The organism is Frankia sp. CgKIO3 (assembly GCF_977946435.1).
The window spans coordinates 1-25,266 of the sequence record NZ_CDWTMO010000042.1 but is presented as its reverse complement, the minus strand read 5'-3'; the positions used below and the strand labels follow the sequence as shown (position 1 = coordinate 25,266).

Here is a 25,266-nt window from a genome sequence, read left to right as displayed (position 1 = left end):
GCGGGACACCAGGCCCCGCCTGGCGATCATGCCCCTTGCGTCGGGCCTCACCCTGGGTGCCGCTGTCGACAGGTATGGCCATTCTCCATCGTCCCTCTGTCCGGCCGGAGCCGGACCTCTGCTGACGAGATTGTCAACTACTAAGTGGCACGACCTCCGCGGGCACACCCAGTTCCGCCAACCGGCCGCGCACCTCGTCCAGATACAGCGGATTCGGGAGAAAAACGCGCCCCACCCGCTCCACCGACAGGTCCTCGGGTGCCAACACCGGATGCCCGGTGCCGGGCACGAACAAACCCCTCTTCCGCGGGTTGAGGTCGACGACTCCCCGCACGGCGGAACCGGCGTCCAACACGTTGAGGAATGCCACCCCCTTGGACCCCGCCCCCCAGACCAGCGCACGCGGCGCGTCCCAAGCGGAATCGGCGGCCGTCGCCAGGTCGGCGAGATGCGCGGACCAGCGCCCGACAATCTCCCGGTAGATGTCACCGAACTTTCTGGCCTGGACCACGAACCGGTCCGTCGCCACCACGTCCTCGCCGGCGGCCGGTCCGATCCGACCGGGCGGACGGGCCGGCGACGCCGTCCTGGCCTCGATCCAGAGGAACTGGTCACCGTAGGACGTCCCGGCGTCGGTGACGGTGAACCCGGCCGCGCTCACCACCCGCCGGAGTCCGGCCGGCGAGAAGTACGACACGTGCGGGTAGATGAAGTCCCACGCCCCCGCCTCGCCGAGGACGAAGCCGCCGTTGGGCACCTCGAGATACAGCGATGCGTCCCGGCCGCCCAGCGCATTGCGGATATCGGTCAGGAAGCCCAGTGGATCGGACACGTGCTCAAGGACGTGCCGGCAGACGACAAGATCTGCCGGGAGATGAGAATAGCGCGGACCGTACAGGTCGACCACAAAGGTCACCGCGGCGTCGTCGGCACGTTCGGGGCCGATGTAGGTCGGGTCGTACCCGGTTCCGGCGCACAGTCCCCGGGCGCACAACAAGCGCAGGAAGTCCCCCTTGCCCGACCCGATCTCGACAATCTCCCGCTCCACCAGGTTGTGCCGGATGATCAGACGGTCCGCCAACGCCTCGGCGTACGCCCGGAAGGCGGGCGAGAAGTGCAGCGAGTTGTCATACTCGCCGCCGTACTCGACGAGCCCGGCCTCGAACGCGACATTGACCACGGTGCCGCACTCGGCACACAGCGACAGCTCCAGAGCACGGCGCTGCGCGGCCATAGCGGCCTCCCGCGACGGCCACAGCACGCCGGTCATCACCGGCGAACGCTCAACACGTACCAGGTCTTCGAGCGCGGTGCCCTGGCACGCCGGACAGACATTGGTCACCGGACAGACGTTGTTCACCAGACAGACATTGCTCACTCAGACGGCCCTCAGCTCGGTGTCGACACCCAGCCGGGTCAACTCCCCCGCGATCTCGTCACGGTAGATCGGATTCATGATGATCAGAAGGTCCGGCCTGTCTTCCCGCAGCCACTCGGACGGGACGATGCGGTGGCCGCTGCCCGCCATGAACATGCCGTGTTTGTGCGGGTTGATGTCGACGGCGTAGCGGACCAGGCCGGCGGCCGGGCCGAGGGTCGCCAGAAACGACACACCTTTGGAGCCCGAACCCCAGATCGCCGCCTTTTCGCCGCGCTGCTGCCCGTGCCGCAGCATCTCGCTCCACCGATTCAGCGTCGTGGCCACCTCACGCTGGAAGTGCCGTACCCCGACGCGCAGGGTGGCCAGGTCGTCCTCGATCGGCAGCGGGTCACCGGCCGCCGGAACGGTGGACGGCCGCGCCTCGATCAGCAGGTACTGGTCGTCATAGTCGAGGGAGACGTCGAGCACCTCGAACCCGGTAGCTCGGAACAACCTCGCCAGCGAACCGGCGCTGAAATAGGAGCAGTGCTCGTAGTACACATCCCAGAACGCCGCCTCCTGCAGCACCCGCAGGACGTCCGGCAGCTCAAAGAGGACCGGGATATCGGTCCGGTCACCGATCGCGGCCCGGATCATTCGCATGAAGTCGCCGACCGGCGCGATGTGCTCCAGGGTGTGCCGGCACACGACGGCGTCGGCGGTCAGGTGCGCATACCGCTCGGAGTAGAGGTCCGTGATCCAGGTCAGCCGGCCGGCAACCGGGCTGGTGATGCGCTCGGGCCGGACACCCGGGTCGATCCCGATGCCGGCGCCGGCACCCTGCTCGACCATGTGGACGAGAAACTCACCTTTGCCGCACCCGATCTCCAGGACCGTCTTCCCGTACAGGTCGTACTTGTCGGTCCAGCGCTTGGCAAGGTCCCGCGCGAACTCCTGAAAGCGGGTGGAGAATGCCTGCGTCTCCTCATAACGGGCGGAATACTGATTCTTGGCCGGATCGAAGGCCGTGTTCATGATGAAGCCGCAGCCCTCGCAGAAGGCGATCCGCAGGTTACCCCTCGGGAACGCCCGGGCCTCGTCCTCGCCGGCCAGCAGCAGACAACTGTGCGACGGGACGTCGTCCTTTGTATAGAAGGAGGTGAGACGGGAACCGCCGCAGGCGGGGCAGGCGGTGGACTGGTCAGTCATGGTACGACCCTCGGTGTCGGAACGGGAAGGATGAACCGGCCGTCCCGCCGCGGGTACGGCAGGTACGTCGAGCCGCGGGAGTGGCAGCCGAGCACGCTCATAGCACCCGCATCGGTGCGGCCGACCGCAGAGTGGCGTCGAGCAGACCGTCCGCCATGAGTTGCTGGATGCGCCGGATCCGCTGGAAGCGGGAGCCGATCAGGTCCTCCTTAGTCAGCCAGGCGGCGACGTAGGCCAAGTAGAGCTCCTCGACCCCCTTGCGGACGGTCCACACCGGCCGGAATCCCGGTATCTCCTCGGCGATACGGTCGCAGTCCACCCGGTAGTTCCGCTTGTCCGGCCCGGCCGTGTCCGCGAAGACCACCCGGCCGCCCGGCACGACCTCCTCGACGACCGCGGCCACGTCGCGTATCCGATAGTTCTCCGCCGACCGGCCGACGTTGTAGGCCTTGAGGTGGATCTTCTCGCGGGGCGCCTCGCACACGGCGAGCATCGCCCGGGCGATGTCCTCGATGTGTACCAGCGGCCGCCACGGCGTCCCGTCGCTCTTGAGGTAAACCTCGCCGGTCGTCACCGCGTAGCCGGTGAGATTGTTCACCACGAGGTCACCACGCAGTCGGGGTGAGACGCCGTACGCCGTGGCGTTGCGCAGGAAGACCGGGCTGAAATCGTCGTCGGCAAGCTCGGCGAGCTCCCGTTCGGCGATCACTTTTGACTCGCCGTAGGGGGTCACCGGATGAAACTCGGCCGACTCGTCGATGGGCGCGTCTCCGTGCGCGCCATAGAGGCTGCACGAGGACGAGAAGACGAAACGCGGTACGCCCGCGGCCTTGGCGGCGCGCCCGACCAGCAACGTCCCCCGGGCGTTGATGTCATAGGTCACGGCTGGGTTCAGATCACCCAGCGGATCATTGGATATTCCCGCCAGATGGACCACCGCGTCGTAACCCTCCAGATGGGACGGCCGGACGTCCCGAATATCAAGTTTCAACGCCGGCACGAAGTCCGGATCGAGTCCGAGGGTACACCCAGAGAACAGTCCGCTGTCCAGACCCACCACATCGTGCCCGGCGGCCCGGAAGAGCGGGACGAGACGGGTTCCTATATATCCGTCGTGTCCGGTGACCAGAATACGCATCGAGCTCAGTCCCATACCTTCCAGGGCGCACAGTCGCCATCCCACAACGACTGCAGGAGTTTGCGGTCGCGTACCGTGTCCATACACTGCCAGAAGCCGCCATGCCGATATGCCATGAGCTGACCGTCCTTGGCGAGCCGCTCAAGGGGCTCCTTCTCGAACTGGGTGTCGTCGCCGGCAATGTAGTCGAAGACCTGCGGTTCTAGGACGAAGAAGGCACCGTTGATCCAGCCCTCACCGGCCTGTGGTTTCTCCAAGAACTCCACGATCTGGTCCCCGGCCAGCTCGAGGTGCCCGAACCGGGCGGGTGGCCGCACGGCGGTCAGCGTGGCGATCCTGCCATGCGAGCGGTGGAAGTCGAGCAACGTGTTGAGATCGATGTCCGCTACGCCGTCCCCCCAAGTCAACATGAACGTCCCCGTGCCACAGAGCCAGGGCGCGAGTCGCCTGATACGACCGCCGGTGGCGGTATTCTGACCGGTGTCGACCAGATTTACCCGCCAATCCTCCGAGGTACCACCGTGCCGTTCCACATCACCATTCCGGAGCGACAGCGTGAGATCACTGGTCAGCGCCGCGTAGTCCACCAGCCAGCGTTTTATATATTCTCCTTTATACCCCAGTGCGATCGTAAAATCGGCGAATTGGAAGTGGGCGTAGTACTTCATGATGTGCCAGATGATCGGCCGATTCCCGATCTCGATCATCGGTTTGGGTTTGATGACCGTCTCCTCCGCCAACCGGCTTCCCAGACCGCCGGCAAGAATACCGACCTTCATCGTTCCGCTCGTTCCCGGGATCCGGCCGTGTGAACCGGCGCTGCCGAGCCGCCCTGGCGAGGGACCGGGATACTGGGGTAGCTGGCCTGGCGACCACGTAGCCGGTCGTGGACCCCGACGTAGCGGGACTCCGAATACCGCCAGGACAATTCGTTCACAATGCGCTCCCGGCCCCGGGCGCCAAGGGTCCGGCGTCGGTCCGGGTCCGTCAGCAGTTCGGCGAGGGTCCGGGCGAAGTCCGCCACCGTGTCGGAGGGTACGTAGACGGCGGCGTCCTCGGCGCTCACCCGGGTCTCGGTCAGGTCATAGGCCACCACCGGCAGCGCATAGGCCATGTATTCGAGCGTCTTGGACATGGTGGACACCTCGTTCAGCGGGCTCCGCGGGTCCGGCGACAATCCGACCGTAGCGGTGGACAGATAGTCCCGGATCATCTGGTCGTCGGCCCGCCCGGTGAACTCGACCCAGTCGTCGAGACCGAGCCGGCTCGACTGTTTCCGCAGATCGTCCAGACAGTCACCAAATCCCAGCAGGGCGAAGGCGCAGTCGGTGCGCCCGAGAACGTGGACATAGTGATGCATGGCATCGAGGAGTCGGTCGACACCGTCCTGCGGGCCCATTATTCCCAGATAACAGGCAAGGTGCTGCCGGCCGCGCCGCAACTCGGGACGCTCCGCGGCAGGCTTCATCAGTTCGGGGTCCGGTCCGTTTCGGACGACGGTCACCCGTTCCGATGGCAGCCGCCCCCTAGTCAGGGCCAGCCGCCGGTACGATTCGTTGGTCACGATCACGTGGTCGGCGACCAGCTGGTTCATCCGTTCAAGCAGCAGCAGCGCGCGGAGCAACAGCCCCCCGTCCTTGCCGAACCGTGAGCGATAGAGTTCCGGACAGAGATCATGATGGTCGAAGACGAACTTCTTGCCGAACGGCTTGTAGAACAGCGCGAGTGCCCAGTACGTGTCCGGCGGGTTACACGCCTGGATCACGTCGAATCCGTGCCGGCGGGCCACGGCGACGGACAGGACAGCGGTTCGCACCCAGCAGTAGCCGAACTCGAAAACGTAACTGAGTACACCCTGGGTCCGGGGTGCGCCGCGATAGGTCCAGATGCTGACACCGTCGACAATCTGGTGACGCCGCTGCCCCGGGCCCCGTGGGCATATTACGGCGACCTGGTATCCCTGGTTGCGAAGCGCCTGGCATTCCTGCCACGTCCGATGGTCAATCAGAATCGGCAGGTTCTGAACTACGATCAGAACCCGTCCTGCGTCGCCAATGTCGGGAGATTCGGTTGAGTCGGCGTCAGGCGCCGACGTGAGAGTATTCGCAGCCGTAGCCAACAAGATAGTCCCGTCGCGTGTCTGTCCCACATTTTTCTCCCGAAGATGAACGACCCCGTTGCCCGCGGACTGTGGACCCATCCCTCCCTTTCCGCCATGGCGAGGCTAGCGGCCGGCCTGGGCATCACCGGCGATTGAAAAACTTGCGTGTCGCGTCTTGGTGCCGGGCTCGGCCGATTCTCGCCACAGGAACGACAGAACTGACCGTTGGGGGCGGCTTATTCCAGCCATGCTGTTTGACGACGGCAGCCATGGCCGCCATGGATGCCGTGTTCGCGCCTTTAATACCCGGGTCACTCTCGCGCTTTTTGACGCAAAGCCGCTCCTGGCAGCGGACCGCCAGTGACTTGTCGTGCGTTCCTCGGCTTTCTGGTCAGCTTACCGAATCAGACGGTCCCGGATCAGACGGTCGACGATGCGCGGCCGGCGAGCAGTCCCAGCGACCCGGCCGCCTCCGTCAGGCCGGCTCGGGCGTCGGGGTGGGCGACGTGGTCGATGAGTCGGGCGGTCTGTTCGTGCTGACCACGCCCCCACACGGCCGCGGTCCCGTTCTCGGAGACGACGTAACTGTGCTGGAAACTGGTGACCGGGCTGGTAAGCCGCGGCAGCACACAGGAATCCCCCGACCGGGCATGCCGGCTCGGCAGGGCGATGATCGCCTTGCCGTCGGCCGCGTGCAGCGCGCCGACGACGAAGTCGGACTGCCCACCGAAGCCGGAGTAGATGCGGTTGCGGATCCAGGACGCGTTCGCCTGCGCATACAGGTCCACCTGCAGCGCGGTGTTGATCGAGGTCATCCGCGGCTGCCGGGCGATGACCCCCGGGTCGTTCACGATCTCGGTGCGTACCAGCAGCAACCGCGGATTGCGGTGCGCCCACGAGTAGAGCTCGGCCGACCCGAACAGGAACGAGGTCCGCAGCGGTGTCCCGGCGGCCAGCGCGCCGGAGGCTTCGAGCGCGAGCATGCCATCGGAAAAGGCCTCGGTCCACACGCGCAGATCCCGCCGGTCGACGAGGGCCGACAGCGTGGCGTTCGGGACACCGCCGATGCCGAGCTGCAGGGTCGCCCCGTCCTCGACGAGCGCGGCGACCCGCTCGCCGATCTGCCCGCGGACGTCGTCGACGAGCATGACCGCGGGGCTGGCGAGCGGCTGCTCCACCTCCACGGCGAGGTCGACGTCGTCGATGCTCAGTTCACCGTCGCCGAAGGTGTAGGGCATCGACGGGTTGAGCTGGGCGACCACTAGTCCCCCGTGCGCGCGGGCCGCCTCGACCGCGGCCGGCAGGATGTTGACTTCGGTGCCGAGCGAGACCTTCCCTCCGTCGGGCACGCTGGTGTGCAACACGACGACGTCGGGCCGGTGGGTGGTCGCGAGCAGGCGGGGTACGAGGCTGAGCCGGTTGGGCAGGTAGTCGAGGCCGGGCACGTTGCGCATCGCCGGGCCGACGAACGCGGTCTCCGGCGTCACGCCGTCGCGCTCCGGCACGCCGCCCTGAGCATTGATCATGAAGAGGCGGTATTCACTCACCACCGCGTCGATCACACGCAGCGCGACGAGCGGGGTAGCGAAGTTCCCCGCCGCCACGACCCGCGGCATGGCCGACCGCCATCGGCCAGGACCGGCTACCCCAGGACCGGCTCCACCGCCCGCACCGGAGCCTGCGGCGAGATGGGTCTCGACGCGGCGACCGAACTCCGCCTCGCTGACGATATCCATACCCGCATGGTGGCGTACCAGTGCGCGGCCGGCGAAGAATGGTCATCACCTCATCCCGCGGCTCATGCCGGCCCAGGCCCGGTCGGTTATCGTCTTGAGAACATGGAGTCCGAACGGGACCTCGCCTCCGCGGACGAAGGGACCTCCGATCTGGCCGGCACCGCACCGCCGCCGGGACCGCCGGGAGAGCTGATCTTTCCCGCGGTCGCTCGGCTCGAGCTCGACGAGCTTCTCGCCCAACTGGTGGACCGGGCCCAGGACGTTCTGGCCACTCAGAGCCGGCTGCACGGCCTGCTGCGAGCCAACCGGATGATCACCGCCGACCTCAGTCTCGACGTGGTGCTACGGCGCATCGTCGAGTCCGCGTGCGAGCTGGTCGACGCCCGCTACGGCGCGCTCGGGGTAATCTCCCGTGACGGTCGGCTCGAACAGTTCGTGCACGTCGGGATGGACCCGGGACTCGTCGAGACTATAGGGCGGCTGCCCCGGGGAGACGGCGTGCTGGGCCTGCTCATCGCGGAACCGCAGCCGGTGCGCCTCGACGACATCGCCGACCACCGCCAGGCGGTCGGTTTCCCCCCGGGCCATCCACCGATGCGGGCCTTCCTCGGGGTGCCGATCCGGGTCCGCAACGAGGTCTTCGGCAATCTCTACCTCACCGAGAAACGCGGCGGTCGGGTGTTCACCGCGGAGGACGAGGAGCTGGCGCTCGCGCTGGCCGCGAACGCCGGTGTGGCGATCGACAATGCCCGGCTGTTCGGGGAGGCCCAACATCGCCAGCAGTGGTCGCAGGCGTCCGCCGACATCACCCGGCATCTGCTCGCCGACGGCGACGACCCGCTGGAACTGATCGTCCAGCGGGCCCGCGACGTCGCCCGCGCGGACACGACGGCGCTGGCTCTCGGGTCGGAGACGGCGACCGAGCTGTCCTTCGACGTCGCCGCCGGGCAGGACGCGGACCTGCTGCGGGACCGGCGGGTACCGATAGAGAGCTCGCTGGCCGGCCACGCGGTACGCGACCATGCGCCGCTGGTCGTCGCCGACGTCCGCGAACTGGCCGAATCCGAGGTCCACGACCTCGACATCGGGCCAACGATGATCGTTCCGCTGATCACGTCACATGTCACGTCCGGGGCGCTGATCCTCGCCCGGCGCCGTGGCGGTGACCTGTTCACGGACGCGGACCTGGAGCTGGCGGCCGCGTTCGCCGCGCACGTCGCGCTCGCGCTGGAACTCGCCCGCTCCCGGGCCGCACGCGGCCGGCTGTCCCTGCTGGAGGACCGCGACCGGATCGCCCGCGACCTGCACGACCACGTGATGCAACGCCTGTTCGCGGTGGCGATGGGCCTGCAGGGCCTCGCGGCCAGCGAGGAGCGGCCCACCCGGGCGGAGCGGATGAACACCTACGTGGAGGATCTCGACGAGACGGTACGGGAGATCCGCCACACCATCTTCGAGCTGCGGGGCCGGGCGGCACCGGCCACGGGCAGCGGCCTGCGGGCGCAGATCCTGGGCGTCATCGACGACATGACCGGCGCGTTCGGCTTCACCCCGCGGGTCCGGCTGGACGGACCGGTGGACACGATGATCGGTCCCACCCTCGGCGACCATCTGATCGCGGTCGTGCGTGAGGCGCTGTCCAACGCCGCCCGGCATGCCAAGGCGGGCAGTGTCGAGGTGACCGTGACCGCCGCGAGCGGCGCCGTCACCGTCGACGTGGTGGACGACGGGGTCGGCATCGGCTCCACCACCCGCCGCAGCGGGCTGGCGAACATGCGGGCCCGGGCGCAGGACCTCGGCGGGACCTTCGAACTCGGCCCGGGCCCCGACGGCGGCACCCAGCTGCGCTGGTCGGTGCCGACCAGCTGACCCGTCCGCAGATCCGCCAGCCGACGGATCTCACGGATTCGTGACGGATCCGTCACAGATCCGCGACGGATCTCTGCGTTCCCGGCGGGAGCTCAGGGAGTCACCGTCTTTTCCCCGTCCAGGAAGAGGTCGACGCGCTCTTCGTAGAAGCAGACCAGCCCGGCGATCCGGGCGCTCTCCGGGAACGGGATCCGGTAGGTCCAGACGAGATCGGGATACGTCTTCCCGTCGATCTCGACCGAGTAGTACTCGGCGTGCCCCTTGTAGGGGCAGCTGGTCCGGGTGTCCGAGGGGCGGAGCAGGTCCTGCCGGGCGTCGGTGAGGGGGGAAAAAATAGTAGCGGGGCGGCAGGCCCGTCTCGAACAGGATGACGGGTCTGCGCGAGTCCGCGACGGTCACCCCGTCAACCTCGACCCGCACGTGCCGGGAGCTGGCGAGAGCGTCCACCCGGGTGTACGGGCTGCGCGGATGGACGTAGACCGGCTCGTCCTCCTCGAACCACCCGTCCATCGCGTTCCAGTCGAAGCGGACCAGGTCGCGCAGCCCCTCCAGCGGTGACTGCGGGTAGGACCAGGCCGCCTCGGGGGCGGTCGTCCCCGCCACGACGACGTCGTAGTAGACCGCCTCCCCCCGACTCGGCGAGTGCTCCACCCGCCCGGTAGGCGCCAGGGTCGCGCCGACGTCCGCCCTCGGCAGGTAGTACACAGGATGGTGGGGATTTTCCCAGACCAGCGCCGGGCACGCCGTGTCCGCGACCAGCTGGCCGCCCAGATACGCCCGCACCCGCTTGCGGCCCTGTTCGAGCCGAACCCGCCCTCGTGCCTCAGTCGTCATCCGCTCGCCTCCCGTCCTCGCATTCAAACCGGTCCCTCCCGGGACCGGTTTCTTCTCTGGGCCAACCGGCGCGGCGCCCCGCGCCTTCCCGCCCCCGTGTCACCGGGAAGCACGCGGGCACGTGACAACCAGGAAGAACTCATCCGAGGAGAGCTCGTCGGACGGAGGCCGAGATGACCACCACAAGAACCTGGACCGTGCAGATCTCCCTGACGGAGCAGGACGGCCGTACCCAGGCGGACGCGGCCCTGCACGGCAGCGCCCGCGACGATCTACACGGGACGGGACAGGCCCGGCTGCACCCCGGGGAACCCGACGTTCCCGAGATCGGGGACGAGGTGGCCGCCGCGCGCGCGTTGTCGGAGCTGGCACACCGCCTGCTCGACGCGGCCGCCGAAAATATCCAGGCGGCGATGGCGGGACCCGACCGGACTATGTGATCGTCGTCCGCCGCCGGCAGAGCCAGTGGAGCCAGCGCCGCCCACCGCCCGGATATGGCCAAACCCGGCTGAACCCCTCATCCGGGAGCATGAAATCATTCGTGTTACTTTCCATGCTATGCCGGACCCTGCTCGCCGGACTGCTCGAGGAGAGGCGGGAAGTGACCGCACCGCACCTGCAGAACGACTCCGCCGACCACGTGCGGGTGCTTCCGCCCCGGCTCGACCCGCGGGGATCGAGGTCCGGCCGGTCGGGATCCGGGTCGGCACGCGGCGGGCGGTCGGCGAGGCGTCGCGGGTTGCTGGTGTTCCTGGCCTTCGTGTCCTGCATCGTGTTCGTGGCCACGGTGGGGGGCTGGGCCGCGTACTTCTATGTCGACGGCAAGGTCAACCGGATCGACCTCGGCCTCGGTTCGAGCGGCGACTCCGGCGGAGTGGGGAGCGCGAACTACCTGCTGGTCGGGACCGACAGCCGGGCCGGTACTGACGGTAAGTACGGGAACGCGCCGGGCCAGCGCTCCGACACGACGATCCTCGCGCACCTGGCGAAGGACGGGACCACCACGATGGTCTCGTTCCCCCGTGACATGTACGTGCTGATCCCCGAGTACACCGACGACGCTGGCAAACACCACAAGGCCTGGCACGATAAGTTCAACGCCGCGATCTCCGTGGGCGGCCCGTCGCTGTTGGTGCGGACGGTGCAGAGCCTGACCGGCCTGCAGGTCGACCACTACCTCTCGATGGACCTGGCGGGCTTCAGGGCAATCACCGACGCCATCGGCGGTGTCCAGGTCTGCATCAAGCCGTCGGGCACGGAACCGAGCCGCTACCAGGACGACCGCGGGCGGTGGCGGGTGAGCACGAACACCAACGACCCGATGAGCGGATTCGTCGGCGGGCCAGGGACGATCCAGCTCGGCGGCGACCAGGCCCTGGCCTTCGTCCGTCAACGCCACGGCCTGCCGGACGGCGACTTCGACCGCATCCGCCGGCAACAGCAGTTCATCGGTGCGATGTTCCGCAAGATCATGGCAGGCGACACCCTGACGAACCCGGTCAAGACCGAGAAGCTAATGTCGGCGGCGGCGAGCGCGCTCACCCTCGACGACCACACCAGCATCGCCGACCTGCGCAGCCTCGGGACCCGAGTCCGCGGGCTGGCCACCGGGGGCCTCCAGATGCAGACCGTGCCCGTCCACGCGCCGACCCGTGCCGAGGGGGCGCTCGACGACAACGGCAACATCCGCCTGCACGGAGTCCCGGCCTCCGTGCAGTTCTACCGGCCGGACGACCTGCAGCGCATCGTCGCGCCGATGGGTGGCAAGGTCGAGGGCGCGAGTTCTACCACCGACGCCGGGAGCAGGGGGACCGGTCCGGCGCTCGCTCCCGGCGCCGCCGCCGCGCCCTCCCAGGTCCGGGTCGCCGTCTACAACGGCTCGTCGCGGGCCGGACTCGCGTCCAAGGTCACCGAGCAGCTGACCGCCAAGGGCTTCCACGCCCGCAACGCCGGCAACGCCTCGGTCCTCACCCACGAGACCTCCCGGGTGGTCTACGCCCCCGGGCAGGAGGCCAAGGCGAACACTGTCGCCGCGGCAGTGCCCGGCTCGGTCCTGCTCGCCGATGCGAGCATCACCGGTGTCCAGCTCGTCCTGGGCTCCGGCTTCACCGCGGTGGTGACGCCGAGTGTGACGGCCAGTGGGACCGCGCCCGCGCCGGCGGCACCAGCGGCCGGACCAGCGCCGCCGGGAGTGCAGGTGGGTGCGCCCTCGCCGGGCGCACCCACCTGCACCTACTGAATTCTCCTGGTCCCGCCGGTAGAGTCCCACCGGCCCACGGGACCGCGGTCCGCCCGCGTGGCTTGCACTACTCTTCCGGGATGTGCACGTCTTCCGGGATGTGCACGTCTTCCGGGATGTGCACGTCTTCCGGGATGTGCACGTCTTCCGGGATGTGCACGGATGGCCGCCTCCTCTGGCCGCGGTCGGGGGTCGGCCAGGTCGCTCCCCCAGCTCCACCCCGCACAGCCAAGGCCGAGCCTCCGGCCGGCGTCCCTCCCGGAGAGGAACTCACATGCAGATCACGGATTCAGTCGCCGTGGTGACCGGCGGGGCTTCCGGCCTCGGCCTTGCCACCGCCACCCGGCTTGTCGACGCTGGTGCCAGCGTGGTCCTCCTCGACCTCCCGTCCTCGAACGGCGCGGCGGTCACGGAGAAGTTCGGCAGCTCGGTGCGATTCAGCCCCGGCGACGTCACCTCCGAGCAGGACGTGACGGCAGCTCTGGACGTGGCGGCCGAGCTGGGCCCGCTGCGCATCGCCGTCAACTGCGCCGGCATCAGCAACGCCGCCAAGACACTGAGCAAGGAAGGGCCGTTCCCGCTGGCCATCTTCGAGCGGGTCGTCAAGGTCAACCTGATCGGCTCATTCAACGTCATCCGGCTCGCGGCCGAGCGGATCAGCAGGACCGAGGAGATCGACGGCGAGCGTGGCGTCATCATCAACACCGCGTCCGTGGCGGCGTTCGAGGGCCAGATCGGGCAGGCCGCCTACTCGGCGTCCAAGGGCGGCATCGTCGGCATGACGCTGCCGATCGCCCGCGACCTCGCCAGTCTGAAGATCCGCGTGGTGACCATCGCCCCTGGCCTGTTCGACACCCCGCTGCTCGCCTCGCTGCCGGAGCCGGCTCGCGTCTCCCTCGGCCAGCAGGTCCCGCACCCCTCGCGCCTGGGCTCCCCCGACGAGTACGGCCTGCTCGCAACCCAGATCATCGCGAACCCCATGCTCAACGGCGAGACCATCCGCCTCGACGGTGCCATTCGGATGGCACCCCGCTGAACGGGTTCACAGCGCCGCGAGCTGCTCGGCGAGGCGCGCAATCGAGGTCTCGGCGTCGAGCAGCCGCTGGCGGGTCTTTTCGACCACGGCGACCGGCGCGCGGCCGGTGAAGTTCGGGTTGGCGAGCTTCGCGGCGACCTGCTCCTTCTCCCTGCCGGCCTCGGCCAGCAGCTTGCTCAGCCGCGCCCGTTCGGCCGCCGTGTCAAGCGCGCCGGACAGGTCCAGGGCCACGCTGACCGATTCCAGGGCGACGGCGGGCCAGTCCCCCGGTAGTCGGTCGGCGACCGTGAGGTCGAGGGAGCACAGCGCCCCGATCTCCTCCCGCCACCCGGCCAGACCCCCAGCGCCGGCCGGGCCACCCGGACCGACCCGGCCACCTGGACCGACCATGACCGCGGCCACCCGCCGGCCGGGGCGCAGCCGCTGGTTCGCCCGGAACTGCCGCAGCCCCGTCACGACCCGCCGGAGCCGGTCGATCTCGGCCTCGGCGGCCGGATCTGCGCGGCCGGCGATCGAGACCGGCCAAGGCGCGGTCACCACCGTCGTCCCCCCGGTCAATGCCGTCCACAGTTTTTCGGTCACGAACGGGATGACCGGATGCAGTAAGCGCAGCAGGACGTCGAAGCAGCGGCCCAGCACGGCCCGGACCGGGTCCGCCGCCGGGCCACCCGCCCGCAGCGGGATCTTGGCCAGTTCGAGGTACCAGTCGAAGAGCTCGTCCCGGGCGAAATGGAAGAGCGTCTCGCAGGCCCTGGCGAACTCGAACTGTTCGTAGTAAGTGTCGACGTCGGCCACCACGGCCCGCAGCCGGGAGAGAATCCACCGGTCCGCGGCGGACAGCGGCCCGCCGGCGAACGGGTCCGCGGTCGGATCGGCGCCGTTCATCAGCGCGAAACGGGTGGCGTTCCAGAGCTTGTTGACGAAGTTGCGGCTGGCGTCCACCGCCTCCTCGGACAGCGGGACGTCGGCCCCGGGATTGGCTCCCCGGGCCAGGGTGAAACGCAGCGCATCCGCGCCGTGGGAATCGATGAGCGCCAGCGGGTCGATCGCGTTTCCCCAGCTCTTGCTCATTTTCTTGCCGTGCGCGTCCCGGATGAGCCCGGTCAGCGCCACTGTCCGGAAGGGCACGTCGGGCATCGTGTAGGAGGCGAGCATCATCATCCGGGCGACCCAGAAGAAAATGATGTCGTATCCGGTGAGCAGGACGGCGGTGGGATAGAAACGGCGCAGATCCGCCGTGTCCTGCGGCCAGCCCAGCGTGGAGAACGGCCACAGCCCGGACGAGAACCAGGTGTCGAGCACGTCGACGTCCTGGCGAATGCCGGTGGCGCCGCAGGTTCCGCAACGGTCGGGATCGAGCATCTCGTCCCCGGCGGGCGGCACGGTGACGTGCCCGTCCGAGCAGTACCAGACCGGGATGCGATGGCCCCACCACAGCTGGCGGCTGATGCACCAGTCATGCATGTCGTCGACCCAGCCGAAGAACCGCCCGGCGAGCTCCGGCGGGCTGATCGTGGTCCGACCGTCACGGACCATATCCCCGGCGGCGCGGGCCAGCGTGGCGACCACGACGAACCACTGCAGGGACAGCCGGGGTTCGACGACCGTCTGGCACCGGTCACAGTGCGGAACGGCGTGGAGGTAGGGCCGCCGCTCCGCGACGATGCGCCCCTCCGCCCGCAGTGCCGCGGTGATCGTGCTGCGCGCCTCGAACCGGTCGAGCCCCTGGAAGGGGCCGTGGGCGATGATGATGCCGCGCTCGTCCATCACAGTCAGGCTCGGCAGGCCGTGCCGCCGGCCGATCTCGAAATCGTTCGGATCATGGGCGGGGGTGACCTTCACCGCGCCGGTACCGAAGGCGGGATCGACGTGCTCGTCGGCGATGATCGGGATCCGCCGGCCCGTCAGCGGAAGCTCGATCTCGGTGCCGACGAGATGCGCGTACCGCTCGTCGCCCGGGTGCACGGCCACCGCCGTGTCACCGAGCATCGTCTCCACCCGGGTGGTCGCCACCGTCACCAGGCCGTAGGAGATCGAGACGAGCTCGCCCTCCTCCTCGAACGCGTCGACCTCGATGTCCGACAGGGCGGTCAGGCAACGGGGGCACCAGTTGATGATCCGTTCTGCCCGGTAGATGAGCCCGTCGTGGTACAGGCGGGCGAACATGGTGCGCACGGCCCGGCACAGGCCCTCGTCCATCGTGAACCGCTCGCGGGTCCAGTCGACGCCGGCCCCGAGGCGGCGCATCTGCTCGCCGATGGTGCCGCCGTAGGACTCCTTCCACGCCCACACGCGCTCGACGAACGCCTCGCGCCCGAGATCGTGCCGGCTCCTGCCCTCCCGCGCCAGCGCCCGCTCGACGACGTTCTGGGTCGCGATGCCGGCGTGGTCCGTGCCGGGCAGCCACAGCACGTCGTAGCCCTGCATCCGCCGCCGCCGGGTCAGCGCGTCCATGAGCGTGTGCTGGAAGGCGTGGCCCATGTGCAGCGAACCGGTGACATTGGGCGGCGGGATGACGATGCAGTATGGCGGACGCCCGGGCGCGCCGGTGGGAGTGAAGACACCCTGCTCGATCCAGCGCCGGTACAGCCCGGACTCTACCGACGACGGCGCGTACGTCGTCGTCAGATCAAGACGAATACCAGGCGTGGTCATGTGGGCCAGTGTATGAGGAGGCACCGACCTGATCGGCGGGAGAACCGACCGCGCTGGCTGGTGAGGACCCCTGGAAGCAGGGCTTCGGCGGGTTCGGTCCGGACCGCTCGCGGGTAGACAGACAACCATGCGGCCTAGCCAAGGCGAGATCCCCGGGCAAATCTCCCGGGGGTGCTGAGGGTGCTGCGCTGGTTCGCCCCGATCGTCCCGTTGCTCATACTCGCCCTGGTGGTCGGACTGCACCTGAGCAACCCGGAATGGAACATGCTCGGACTCGCGATTCTGAGCCCCATGCTCGCGGCCACGTTCGCCGGCCCCGGCTGACCGCCGGCTACGGGGTGACGGCGATCCTGGCGGGCATCCTGCTGAGTCTGCACAATGACCTGTTCGGCCGGAGCGGCGGTGGCCCGACGGCCCAGGTGGTCCGGTTGGTCGGGGTCACGGCCGGCGGAGTGATGGCCGTCCTGGTCAGCCGGTACAACATCCGACGCGAGACGAAGCTGCAGAACGTCACTCGGGTGGCCGAGGTGGCGCAGCAGACGATCCTCAGTCCCGTCCCGTCGTCGTCCGGCGGGCTGCGGTTCGCCGTCCGCTACGAGAGTGCCACCGTGGAGGCCATGATCGGTGGGGATCTGTACGAGGTCGTCGACAGCCCGTGGGGAACCCGCCTGCTCATTGGTGACGTACGGGGCAAGGGGCTCGATGCCGTGCGGATCGCGAGCCGGGTGCTCAGCTGCTTCCGGCTGATGAGTCGACACACGGGCGACCTGCGCGATTTGCTGGCGAACCTCGACGCGGAGGTCGCCGATGTCAGCGGCCTGGACGACTTCGTCACCGCGGTCGTCGGGCAGGTCGACGGCAGCCGTCTGACGCTGGCGAACGCGGGACATCCCGATCCCGTTCTCGTTCGTGCCGGGCAGGCGGATCTGCTCACCGTCTCGTCCAGGCTGCCACCGCTCGGGCTGATCACGGACGGGAGCAACGTGACGGACGCCGCGCTGCGGGCGGGGGATCGCCTGCTGCTCTATACCGACGGCATCACCGAGGCACGCGCCCCCACGACCGGCGCCTTCTTCCCCCTACTACCCGCGGTCGAGGCCGCGTTCGCCCACGCGTCACTCGACGAGGCGCTGACCGATCTCGCCGACCGGGTCCGGGACTGGACGCGATCGACACTGAACGACGATGTGGCGCTCCTGGCGGTCGAGGTTCCCGGACCGACCCGGCACGCCGGCCCAACCGACGATCGGGTGATCACTGGGAACTGTCGGCGACCCCCTTGGCCAGCCGGTCCGCCCGCTCAATCCGTTCGTCGATCTCGTCACGGAAGGCCACCAGCCGGCTGATTTTCTCGTCGATCTCGACACGGAGCCTCCGGTAGGCCGACGTGCCCTCGGTCAGCAGCCGGATGCGGTCCGCGTTGTCGGACGCCGCGTGGTACTCCTGCCGGACCTGGGCGAGACGATCCTCGTAGGCGAGGATCGTGCGGATCTCGTCCAGGTTGAAGCCGAGCAGCGTCTGCAGCTCGCGGATGCGCCGCACCCGGGCGAGGTCGGAATCCGCGTACAGCCGGTTCCCGCCCAGGGTGCGCCCAGACGGGGTGAGCAGCCCCACCTCCTGGTAGTACCGCAGGGCCCGCACCGAGACGCCCAGCTCCTGCGCGGCCTGACCGATCCCGCGCAGGTCACGAGCCGCGTCCCTGGCCGCATCCTTGGCCGCGCTCTTGGCTGCGTCGCCGTCCCGCACCAGGCGATTGTCCCGCATGACGCCATCGGCCCGCGTGACGCCATCGGCGGCTCTGATCATCGACGTCGGGGCCTTTCTCGCGCGCAGCCTGTCCCGCGCTCGGCATGTCTCGCGGCCTATCGCTCGGCGACCAGGGGGCTGCTCGGAAGAGCACTCCCGGCACCGTCCTCCATCGCCGCGATGTCGCCCGCGCCGGCCAGCCCCTCGGCCGTCTCTTCGAGCAGTGGACGGCGCACGTGCGGCCGGTCCTTCCCGCGCAGCCAGGAGAAGCCCGCGGCGACCAGGCAGACGACAGCGGCGAAGGCGAGGCGCAAACCGTCACCGAACGGCCCAGAGATGATGTTCGGGAAGAAGGTGTGCCCGGTGAGGAAGTCGGCCTTCGCCGGGTCGAGCTGCGACAGGGTGTCCGGGCCGAGCAGTCGCTCGGTGGGGTTGTACCCGAGGAATGCGGCGAACAGGCTGCCGATCGGCGGCAGGTTCGCCAGCTCGTGCGCCTTCGCCGGGGAGACGCCCTGCCCGACAAGCCCGGAGTACATGGCGTCCGGAAGGCTGGCGGCCAGCCCGAGCGCGATGATGGTGAAGAAGACGCCGATGGACAGCACGCTGGCCGAGTTCTGGAACGTGTTGAGCATGCCGGCACCGGCACCGCGCTGGTTGGGCGGCAGGGTGTTCATCACGCTGCTGGTGTTCGGCCCCGCGAACAGGCCCATGGACAGGCCCATCAGCAACAGGATCAACGCGAACCACGGATAGTCGAAGTCGATGGGAATGGCGTCGAACAGCAGGAACGCCACCGCCGTGATCACCAGCCCCAGGGTGGCGAACGGACGCGCACCGTAGCGGTCGGCGAACCGGCCGGCCAGCGGCCCCGCCACCAGGAATCCGACGGTCACCGGAATCAGGTAGATGCCGGCCCACAGCGGGGTCTTCTCGAAGCTGTAGCCATGCAGCGGCAACCAGATATCCCCTGCAGCCAAATGATCAATATGAACTGCAGACCACCACGGGCGAGCGCGCCGAGCAGGGCCGCGATGCTGCCCATGGTGAAGGTCCGGCTCCGGAACAGGTCCAGGCGGAACATCGGGTCGGCGGAGCGCAGCTCGATGACGACGAAGCCGATCAGCACCGCGAGACCGCCAAACAGGCAGCTCAGCACGAACGGCTTGGTCCAGCCCATCGTGTGACCGCCATAGGGCTGCAGCCCGTAGACGATGCCGGTCAGGATCGCGATGAGGCCGACCGCGAACGTGATGTTGCCGGCCCAGTCGATCCGGGCCTGGGTGCGCGCCCCGTTGTCGCGCAGCTTCAGGTAGGCCCAGGTCGTCCCGAAGATGCCGAACGGCACCGAGACAAGAAAGACCAGATGCCATTCGGCCGGCGCCAGCAAACCTCCGATCAACAGCCCCAGAAATGATCCGACGATCGCCGCGACGCCGTTGACCCCCAGGGCGAGCCCGCGTTCGTTCTCCGGGAAGGCGTCAGTGATGATCGCGCTGGAGTTGGCGAAGAGGAAGGCACCGCCCACGCCCTGCAGCACCCGCATGATGATGATCCACCAGGCGGCTGCCGTGCCATGCATCCAGGTGACGGCGAGCAGGATCGAGAACAGCGTGAAGATCGCGAAGCCGAGGTTATACATCCGCACCCGGCCGAACATGTCGCCGACCCGCCCCAGACTCACCACGAGCACCGAGGTGACCAGCAAGAATCCCATCAGGATCCAGAGGAAGTACGAGGTGTTCTCCGGTGCGAGCGGGTCTATCTCGATTCCCCAGAAGATGTTCGGAAGGGCGATGAGAAGAATCGAACTGTTGATCGTCACCATCAGGATGCCGATGGTCGCGTTCGACAGCGCGATCCACTTGTAGTTGTCCGGACCGGGCCGGGCCAGGACCTCGTCGGCCCCGAGCGGCAGGATGCCGGCGGCGGTGTCGGAAGTCGTCACGGCACGAAGGTAGCGTCTCCATCTAACGTCAGCGGTAGATGTGACCTGGTTCATAGCGGTGCTTACCGTTCACCCGCTACGCAGCCGGTGGTCAAGCGCGGTGTGCCGCTGGCCGTGACCGGCGGCCCGCACCGCCTGGCCGATCGCCCGGCGGGACCCCACCAGCACGACCAGCTTCTTCGCCCGGGTGACGGCCGTGTAGAGCAGGTTGCGTTGCAGCATCATCCAGGCGCTGGTGGTGAGCGGGATGACGACCGCGGGGTACTCACTGCCCTGGGAGCGGTGGATCGTCACCGCGTAGGCGTGGGTCAGCTCGTCGAGCTCCCCGAAGTCGTAGTCGATGTCCTCGTCCTCGTCGGTCCGGATGGTGAGCGTCTGGTTTTCCACATCCAGCGCGGTGACCACGCCGAGAGTGCCGTTGAAGACCCCGCTCGCGCCCTTGTCGTAGTTGTTGCGCACCTGCGTGACTTTGTCGCCGACCCGGAACGTCCGGCTGCCAAAGCGCCGCTCGGCCACGTTCGGGCGGGACGGCGTCAGGGCCTCCTGCAGCAGGGTGTTCAGCGCGCCGGCCCCCGCCGGGCCGCGGTGCATCGGGGTCAGCGCCTGCACGTCCCGGCGCGGATCGAACCCGAACTTCGCCGGGATCCGCCGGGCGACCACCTCCGCGGTGATCTTCGCCGCCTCCTCCGCCTCCTCGGCGGCGAACAGGAAGAAGTCGGGCAGTCCCCGGACCAGCGGATAGTCGCCGCGGTTGATGCGGTGCGCGTTGGTCACCACCCCGGACTCGGTCGCTGCTCGGAAGACCTGGGTGAGCCGGACATGCGGGATCGGCGTCCCCTCGGCGAGCAGGTCGCGCAGCACCTGGCCGGCACCGACCGACGGCAGCTGGTCGACGTCGCCGACCAGCAGCAGATGCGCGCCGGGCGGAACCGCCTTGGCAAGCTTGTTCGCCAGCAGCAGGTCGACCATCGACGCCTCGTCGACGACGATCAGGTCGGCGTCGAGCGGGCGGTCCCGGTCGAAGGCGGCGTCACCGCCCGGCCGCAGCTCCAGCAGCCGGTGCACCGTCGATGCCTCGTGCCCGGTCAGCTCGGTCAGCCGCTTCGCGGCCCGGCCGGTCGGCGCGGCGAGGATCACCTTCGCCTGCCGGGCCAGCGCGAGCGTCACGATGGAGCGGACGGTGAAACTCTTGCCGCAGCCCGGTCCCCCCGTCAGCACGGCGACCTTGGACGTCAGGGCAAGCTGCACCGCATCGCGCTGTGCCGGCGCGAGCTCGACCCCGGTTCGCTCCCGCAGCCAGCCCAACGCCCGGTCCCAGTCCACCGAGGCGAAGGCGGCCAACCGGTCCGCGCCGGTGTTCAGCAGGCGGCGCAACTGGCCGGCGACGGAGATCTCGGCCCGGTGGAAGGGCACCAGGTAGATCGCGGCCGTCGGCGTCGCCGGATCCTCGCTCGGAACCTCCTCCCGGACGACCCCGTCCTCGGCGACCAGCTCCCCCAGGCACTCGATGACGTCGCCGGTGTCGACCTGGAGAATCTGCACGGCGTCGCTGATGAGCCGGGGTTCGGGCAGAAAGCAGTGGCCACCGCCGTCGGTGGCCTCGGACAGCGTGAACAGCAGGCCAGCCTTGATCCGCTGCGGACTGTCATGCGGAATCCCCACCGCCTTCGCGATGGTGTCCGCGGTGCGGAACCCGATGCCCCAGACGTCCGTGGCCAGCCGGTAGGGCTCATTGCGCACCACACCGATCGACGCGTCCCCGTACTGTTTGTAGATCCGCACCGCCAGCGAGGTGGACACACCCACCCCCTGAAGAAAGACCATCACCTCCTTGATGGCCTTCTGTTCCTCCCACGCCTCGGCGATCGCCCTGGTACGCTTCGGGCCGAGCTTCGGCACCTCGATGAGCCGTTCCGGCTCCTTTTCGATGACGTCCAGCGCCGCGACCCCGAAATGCTCGACGATGCGTTCGGCCAGGCGCGGACCGATGCCCTTGATGAGGCCCGAGCCGAGATAGCGCTGCACGCCCTGGACGGTCGCCGGCAGCACGGTCGTGTAATCCTCGACCTGGAACTGGCGGCCGTACTGCGGGTGCGAGCCCCATCGCCCCCGCATCCGTAGCGATTCCCCCGGCTGCGCGCCGAGCAACGCCCCGACGACGGTCACCAGGTCGCCGCCGCGCCCGGTGTCGACCCGCGCGACCGTGTAGCCGGTCTCCTCGTTGGCATAGGTGATCCGTTCCAGCACCGCATCGAGGACCGCGCCACGGAAGGGTTCGCGTCCGGTCATGGCAGCCGCCGGGACGCCGGGACGATGAGAATCACCGCTTCCTCGGAGTGGGACAAGACGATCTCCAGCTTCGGATGGGGTAGCAGGGTAACGGACCGAGCGGGGCAACGAACAGAGCGGCCGGGGCGGGCGGTGTCCGCCCCGGACCGTGTGCCCATCCTGCCCTTCGGTCGATCGCCACCGTTCCCCGGCGCGGTCCGGCCGTCCCCTTCCGTGACCAGTACCGCGAAGTAGGTCCGCCGGCATCCTTTTCAGACACCCTCGCTAGCTCAAGGGGCGCCGCTGTTCCTCGTCAAGTGCCCGACGCAACCGGGTGACCACGGCGTCCACGCCGGCGGAGATGCGGAATACGACGACGGCTGTCCCGGCTTCGGCAGGTGTTTCGAGATGCTCGAGCGCCACCTCCATCGCACGGTTGAACTCCTCGCCGGGGGAGGTGGTCTCGCCTCGGAGCCAGCGTCGGAGCACATGGTTGTGGGCGGTGACGATGGCCGCGGACACCAGCTCGGCACGCAGGGCGCCGTCGGGCTCGTTGCCCATCCAGTCGCGCAGGAACCTGGCGAACAGGCGCTGATACTGCCGGATGCCGGCCACCTCGCGGGCGCGGAGTACAGGGACGGTGCTGGTCAGGCGGTAGCGGGCGCGGGCGAGCTCGCCCTCGGCGAGGTAGTGCTGCAGCACGATGCGGGCGGCCTCCGCGAGAGCGAGCCCGCGGGTCTCTGGAGCGGCGGTCGCGAGCCGGGCTGCGATGTGGCCGAGCAGCACGTCGTGCTCGGGAAAGATCACGTCCTCCTTGGACCGGTAGATCCGGAAGAACGTCGTCCGACCGACGCCCGCGCGTTGCGCGATGTCGTCGACCGTCGTGCCCTCGAAGCCACGCTCCTCGAAAAGCTCGAACGCCGCCGCGACGAGCCTGTCCTTGGCCAAGCGGGCCGGCTGCTGCTCCACGGCACCGAAATTACTTGGTGGTACGTAGTTCCACAACTATGATACTGCGTACCAACACCGTGGAGGAGGAGCCAGGTGAACGCCATCAACAAGGTCGGTGTCGTCGGCTGTGGCCTGATGGGTGCCGGGATCGCCGAGGTCTGCGCCCGCGCCGGCAAGGACGTGGTCGTCGTGGAGATGACCACGCCCGCCGTGGCCGCGGGACGGCAGCGTCTGGAGACATCACTGTCCCGCGCGGAGAGCCGCGGCAAGGTGGCCAGCGCCGCGGAGGTGCTCGCACGCATCCAGGTCGTCGAGGACATCGAGGCCCTGGCCGACCGCGGGCCTCGTGGTGGAGGCGATCGTCGAGGACGAGACCGCCAAGTCCGCGCTGTTCAAGCGACTCGACGACGTCGTCAAGGACCCGGACGCGGTGCTGGCCTCCAACACCTCCTCCATTCCGATCATGAAGCTCGCCGTGGCCACCGAACGGCCCACCCACGTCCTGGGTATCCACTTCTTCAACCCGGTCCCGGTGCTGTCCCTGGTCGAGCTGGTGCCGAGCCTGCTGACCGACCCGGAGACGACCGAACGGGCGCGGGCGTTCGTGCAGGACGATCTGGGCAAGCACGCCATCGACTGCCAGGACCGGGCGGGCTTCGTGGTCAACGCCCTGCTGATCCCGTTCGTGCTCTCGGCGATCCGGATGCTGGAGTCCGGGTTCGCCACGGCCGAGGACATCGACCAGGGACTGGTCCGTGGTGCCGCCCACCCGCAAGGACCACTGGCGCTGGCTGACCTGATCGGGCTGGACACCACCAAGGCGGTGGCCGAGTCGCTGTACGAGGAGTTCAAGGAACCCCTCTATGCGCCGCCGCCGCTGCTGGCCCGCATGGTCGATGCTGGCCTGCTGGGCCGCAAGACCGGCCGTGGCTTCTACACCTACTGAGCGCCCTGGTAACCGAGTAACTGAGCGCCCTGGTAGGCGACCTAGCGAGCGAGGAACCCATGACCGCCACCGACTTCGACCTGTACCGACTCAGCGACGAGCACCTCGAGCTGCGCGACGCCGTACGCACCCTGGCCTACGACAAGATCGCGCCGTACGCCGCCCACGTCGACGCCCACAGCCGGTTCCCGCAGGAGGCCTACGACGCGCTGGTGGCCTCCGACTTCCACGCGCCCCACGTCCCCGCTGAGTACGACGGCGTCGGCGCAGACGCGCTCGCCACCTGCATCGTCATCGAGGAGGTCGCCCGCGTCTGCGCGTCCTCCTCCCTGATCCCCGCCGTGAACAAGCTCGGCAGCCTCCCGCTCATCCTCGGCGGCACCGACGACCTGAAACAGCGGTACCTCCCACCGCTGGCCCGCGGCGAGGCCGCCTTCTCCTACGGCCTCTCCGAACGTGAGGCCGGCTCCGATACCGCTGCGATGAAGACCCGCGCCGTCCGCGACGGCGACCACTGGGTGCTCTCCGGGCAGAAGTCCTGGATCACCAACGCGGGGATCTCCGAATACTACACCGTGCTCGCCGTCACCGACCCCGACGGCCGACGCGGCGCCAACATCAGCGCTTTCATCGTGGAGAGCTCCGACCCGGGCTTCTCCGTCGGCAGCCCGGAGAAGAAGCTGGGCATTAAGGGCTCTCCGACCCGCGAGCTGCTCTTCGACGACTGTCACATTCCCGAGGACCGTCTCATCGGGGAGCTCGGTCACGGCCTCCGGCTGGCACTGCGTACTCTCGACCACACTCGGGTGACCATCGGTGCACAAGCCATCGGCATCGCCCAGGGCGCGCTGGACCTCGCCCTGGACTACGTCAAGGAGCGCAAGCAGTTCGGCAAGCGCATCGCGGACTTCCAGGGGATCCAGTTCATGCTTGCCGACATGGCCATGGCGCTGGAGGCCGCGCGCCAGATGGTGTATGTCGCCGCCGCCAAGTCCGAGCGGAAGGACGCCGACCTCACGTTCTTCGGCGCCGCCGCCAAGTGTCTGGCGTCGGACACCGCCATGCAGGTGACCACCGACGCCGTACAGCTACTCGGCGGCTACGGCTACACCCAGGACTTCCCCGCCGAACGGCTCATGCGGGACGCGAAGATCACCCAGATCTACGAAGGTACCAACCAGATCCAGCGCATCGTCATGGCCCGCCAGCTCCTCGCCGGCTAACTCCGCTGGC

Annotated in this window: 18 protein-coding genes and 2 pseudogenes; 8 read left to right on the top strand and 12 right to left on the bottom strand. The window is 68.6% G+C overall.

Annotated elements, in window-relative coordinates; genetic code table 11:
• Nucleotides 1–133 precede the first annotated feature (133 nt).
• The 6 genes from AC08OJ_RS07340 to AC08OJ_RS07315 form a co-directional block, all read right to left on the bottom strand.
• Nucleotides 134–1,378, bottom strand: a complete 1,245-nt coding sequence (locus tag AC08OJ_RS07340; protein WP_476595351.1) for a class I SAM-dependent methyltransferase — start codon at nucleotides 1,376–1,378, stop codon at nucleotides 134–136.
• Nucleotides 1,379–2,569 carry a class I SAM-dependent methyltransferase gene (locus AC08OJ_RS07335; protein ID WP_476592207.1) on the bottom strand — a complete coding sequence of 397 codons (1,191 nt, stop codon included), beginning with the start codon at nucleotides 2,567–2,569 and terminating at the stop codon, nucleotides 1,379–1,381.
• Nucleotides 2,570–2,666: 97 nt separating this feature from the next.
• Nucleotides 2,667–3,707, bottom strand: coding sequence for an NAD-dependent epimerase/dehydratase family protein (locus AC08OJ_RS07330; protein WP_476595350.1), 1,041 nt, complete (start codon nucleotides 3,705–3,707; stop codon nucleotides 2,667–2,669).
• A 5-nt stretch (nucleotides 3,708–3,712) separates the two neighbouring features.
• Nucleotides 3,713–4,486, bottom strand: coding sequence for a glucose-1-phosphate cytidylyltransferase (gene rfbF / locus AC08OJ_RS07325; protein ID WP_476592205.1), 774 nt, complete (start codon nucleotides 4,484–4,486; stop codon nucleotides 3,713–3,715).
• On the bottom strand, nucleotides 4,483–5,712 hold the full coding sequence (locus AC08OJ_RS07320) for a glycosyltransferase family 4 protein (protein ID WP_476592210.1): 1,230 nt from the start codon (nucleotides 5,710–5,712) through the stop codon (nucleotides 4,483–4,485). Before AC08OJ_RS07320 ends, rfbF begins: the two co-directional genes overlap by 4 nt.
• Before the next feature lie 515 nt (nucleotides 5,713–6,227).
• On the bottom strand, nucleotides 6,228–7,544 hold the full coding sequence (locus tag AC08OJ_RS07315; protein ID WP_476595349.1) for an acetyl-CoA hydrolase/transferase family protein: 1,317 nt from the start codon (nucleotides 7,542–7,544) through the stop codon (nucleotides 6,228–6,230).
• Nucleotides 7,545–7,646: 102 nt separating this feature from the next.
• Between AC08OJ_RS07315 and AC08OJ_RS07310 the strand changes: the two genes are divergently transcribed.
• Entirely contained in the window at nucleotides 7,647–9,413 is a 1,767-nt protein-coding gene (locus tag AC08OJ_RS07310; RefSeq protein WP_476592203.1) for a sensor histidine kinase, read from the top strand.
• A gap of 30 nt (nucleotides 9,414–9,443) precedes the next feature.
• On the opposite strand, the gene AC08OJ_RS07305 is transcribed toward AC08OJ_RS07310, so the two are convergent.
• Nucleotides 9,444–10,247, bottom strand: coding sequence for a DUF427 domain-containing protein (locus tag AC08OJ_RS07305; protein ID WP_476595348.1), 804 nt, complete (start codon nucleotides 10,245–10,247; stop codon nucleotides 9,444–9,446).
• Between the two features lie 173 nt (nucleotides 10,248–10,420).
• Between AC08OJ_RS07305 and AC08OJ_RS07300 the strand changes: the two genes are divergently transcribed.
• From AC08OJ_RS07300 to AC08OJ_RS07290, 3 genes are all read left to right on the top strand, one after another.
• The gene (locus AC08OJ_RS07300; RefSeq protein ID WP_476595347.1) at nucleotides 10,421–10,687 is read left to right on the top strand and encodes a DUF1876 domain-containing protein; all 267 of its coding nucleotides are present in this window, start codon (nucleotides 10,421–10,423) and stop codon (nucleotides 10,685–10,687) included.
• A gap of 101 nt (nucleotides 10,688–10,788) precedes the next feature.
• Nucleotides 10,789–12,486, top strand: a complete 1,698-nt coding sequence (locus tag AC08OJ_RS07295; protein ID WP_476595346.1) for an LCP family protein — start codon at nucleotides 10,789–10,791, stop codon at nucleotides 12,484–12,486.
• 274 nt (nucleotides 12,487–12,760) lie between these two features.
• On the top strand, nucleotides 12,761–13,522 hold the full coding sequence (locus AC08OJ_RS07290; RefSeq protein ID WP_476595345.1) for a 3-hydroxyacyl-CoA dehydrogenase: 762 nt from the start codon (nucleotides 12,761–12,763) through the stop codon (nucleotides 13,520–13,522).
• A 6-nt stretch (nucleotides 13,523–13,528) separates the two neighbouring features.
• Here AC08OJ_RS07290 and AC08OJ_RS07285 read toward each other — a convergent pair whose 3' ends face one another.
• Nucleotides 13,529–16,177, bottom strand: a complete 2,649-nt coding sequence (locus AC08OJ_RS07285) for a valine--tRNA ligase (RefSeq protein WP_476592199.1) — start codon at nucleotides 16,175–16,177, stop codon at nucleotides 13,529–13,531.
• 171 nt (nucleotides 16,178–16,348) lie between these two features.
• Here AC08OJ_RS07285 and AC08OJ_RS07280 point away from each other — a divergent pair, with 171 nt between their 5' ends.
• Complete coding sequence (locus AC08OJ_RS07280; protein ID WP_476595344.1) at nucleotides 16,349–16,501, top strand: hypothetical protein; 153 nt, start codon at nucleotides 16,349–16,351, stop codon at nucleotides 16,499–16,501.
• Between the two features lie 14 nt (nucleotides 16,502–16,515).
• The gene (locus AC08OJ_RS07275; protein ID WP_476595343.1) at nucleotides 16,516–17,523 is read left to right on the top strand and encodes a PP2C family protein-serine/threonine phosphatase; all 1,008 of its coding nucleotides are present in this window, start codon (nucleotides 16,516–16,518) and stop codon (nucleotides 17,521–17,523) included.
• Here AC08OJ_RS07275 and AC08OJ_RS07270 read toward each other — a convergent pair.
• The 4 genes and pseudogenes from AC08OJ_RS07270 to AC08OJ_RS07255 all read right to left on the bottom strand — a co-directional run bounded on the left by AC08OJ_RS07270 (nucleotide 17,432) and on the right by AC08OJ_RS07255 (nucleotide 23,084).
• Nucleotides 17,432–17,941, bottom strand: a complete 510-nt coding sequence (locus AC08OJ_RS07270) for a MerR family transcriptional regulator (protein ID WP_476595342.1) — start codon at nucleotides 17,939–17,941, stop codon at nucleotides 17,432–17,434. The two genes, AC08OJ_RS07275 and AC08OJ_RS07270, sit on opposite strands and share 92 nt — an antisense overlap.
• A gap of 98 nt (nucleotides 17,942–18,039) precedes the next feature.
• Nucleotides 18,040–19,868: pseudogene (locus AC08OJ_RS07265) on the bottom strand (MFS transporter).
• A 69-nt stretch (nucleotides 19,869–19,937) separates the two neighbouring features.
• On the bottom strand, nucleotides 19,938–22,157 hold the full coding sequence (gene recD2 / locus AC08OJ_RS07260; protein WP_476592196.1) for an SF1B family DNA helicase RecD2: 2,220 nt from the start codon (nucleotides 22,155–22,157) through the stop codon (nucleotides 19,938–19,940).
• Nucleotides 22,158–22,421: 264 nt separating this feature from the next.
• Complete coding sequence (locus AC08OJ_RS07255) at nucleotides 22,422–23,084, bottom strand: TetR family transcriptional regulator (protein ID WP_476595341.1); 663 nt, start codon at nucleotides 23,082–23,084, stop codon at nucleotides 22,422–22,424.
• A gap of 138 nt (nucleotides 23,085–23,222) precedes the next feature.
• Between AC08OJ_RS07255 and AC08OJ_RS07250 the strand changes: the two are divergent.
• Together AC08OJ_RS07250 and AC08OJ_RS07245 are read left to right on the top strand one after the other, a co-directional pair.
• A pseudogene (locus AC08OJ_RS07250) lies at nucleotides 23,223–24,033 on the top strand (3-hydroxybutyryl-CoA dehydrogenase).
• Nucleotides 24,034–24,092: 59 nt separating this feature from the next.
• A complete protein-coding gene (locus AC08OJ_RS07245; protein ID WP_476595340.1) occupies nucleotides 24,093–25,256 on the top strand; it encodes an acyl-CoA dehydrogenase family protein in 1,164 nt (387 codons plus the stop codon).
• The last annotated feature ends 10 nt before the right edge of the window (nucleotides 25,257–25,266 follow it).

Bases quoted from the DNA above. Each gene is read 5' to 3' on its own strand.
- AC08OJ_RS07335 (WP_476592207.1), bottom strand. From the start codon at position 2,569: ATGACTGACCAGTCCACCGCCTGCCCCGCCTGCGGCGGTTCCCGTCTC.
- AC08OJ_RS07330 (WP_476595350.1), bottom strand. From the start codon at position 3,707: ATGCGTATTCTGGTCACCGGACACGACGGATATATAGGAACCCGTCTC.
- rfbF (WP_476592205.1), bottom strand. From the start codon at position 4,486: ATGAAGGTCGGTATTCTTGCCGGCGGTCTGGGAAGCCGGTTGGCGGAG.
- AC08OJ_RS07315 (WP_476595349.1), bottom strand. From the start codon at position 7,544: ATGGATATCGTCAGCGAGGCGGAGTTCGGTCGCCGCGTCGAGACCCAT.
- AC08OJ_RS07310 (WP_476592203.1), top strand. From the start codon at position 7,647: ATGGAGTCCGAACGGGACCTCGCCTCCGCGGACGAAGGGACCTCCGAT.
- AC08OJ_RS07305 (WP_476595348.1), bottom strand. From the start codon at position 10,247: ATGACGACTGAGGCACGAGGGCGGGTTCGGCTCGAACAGGGCCGCAAG.
- AC08OJ_RS07300 (WP_476595347.1), top strand. From the start codon at position 10,421: ATGACCACCACAAGAACCTGGACCGTGCAGATCTCCCTGACGGAGCAG.
- AC08OJ_RS07290 (WP_476595345.1), top strand. From the start codon at position 12,761: ATGCAGATCACGGATTCAGTCGCCGTGGTGACCGGCGGGGCTTCCGGC.
- AC08OJ_RS07285 (WP_476592199.1), bottom strand. From the start codon at position 16,177: ATGACCACGCCTGGTATTCGTCTTGATCTGACGACGACGTACGCGCCG.
- AC08OJ_RS07270 (WP_476595342.1), bottom strand. From the start codon at position 17,941: ATGCGGGACAATCGCCTGGTGCGGGACGGCGACGCAGCCAAGAGCGCG.
- recD2 (WP_476592196.1), bottom strand. From the start codon at position 22,157: ATGACCGGACGCGAACCCTTCCGTGGCGCGGTCCTCGATGCGGTGCTG.
- AC08OJ_RS07245 (WP_476595340.1), top strand. From the start codon at position 24,093: ATGACCGCCACCGACTTCGACCTGTACCGACTCAGCGACGAGCACCTC.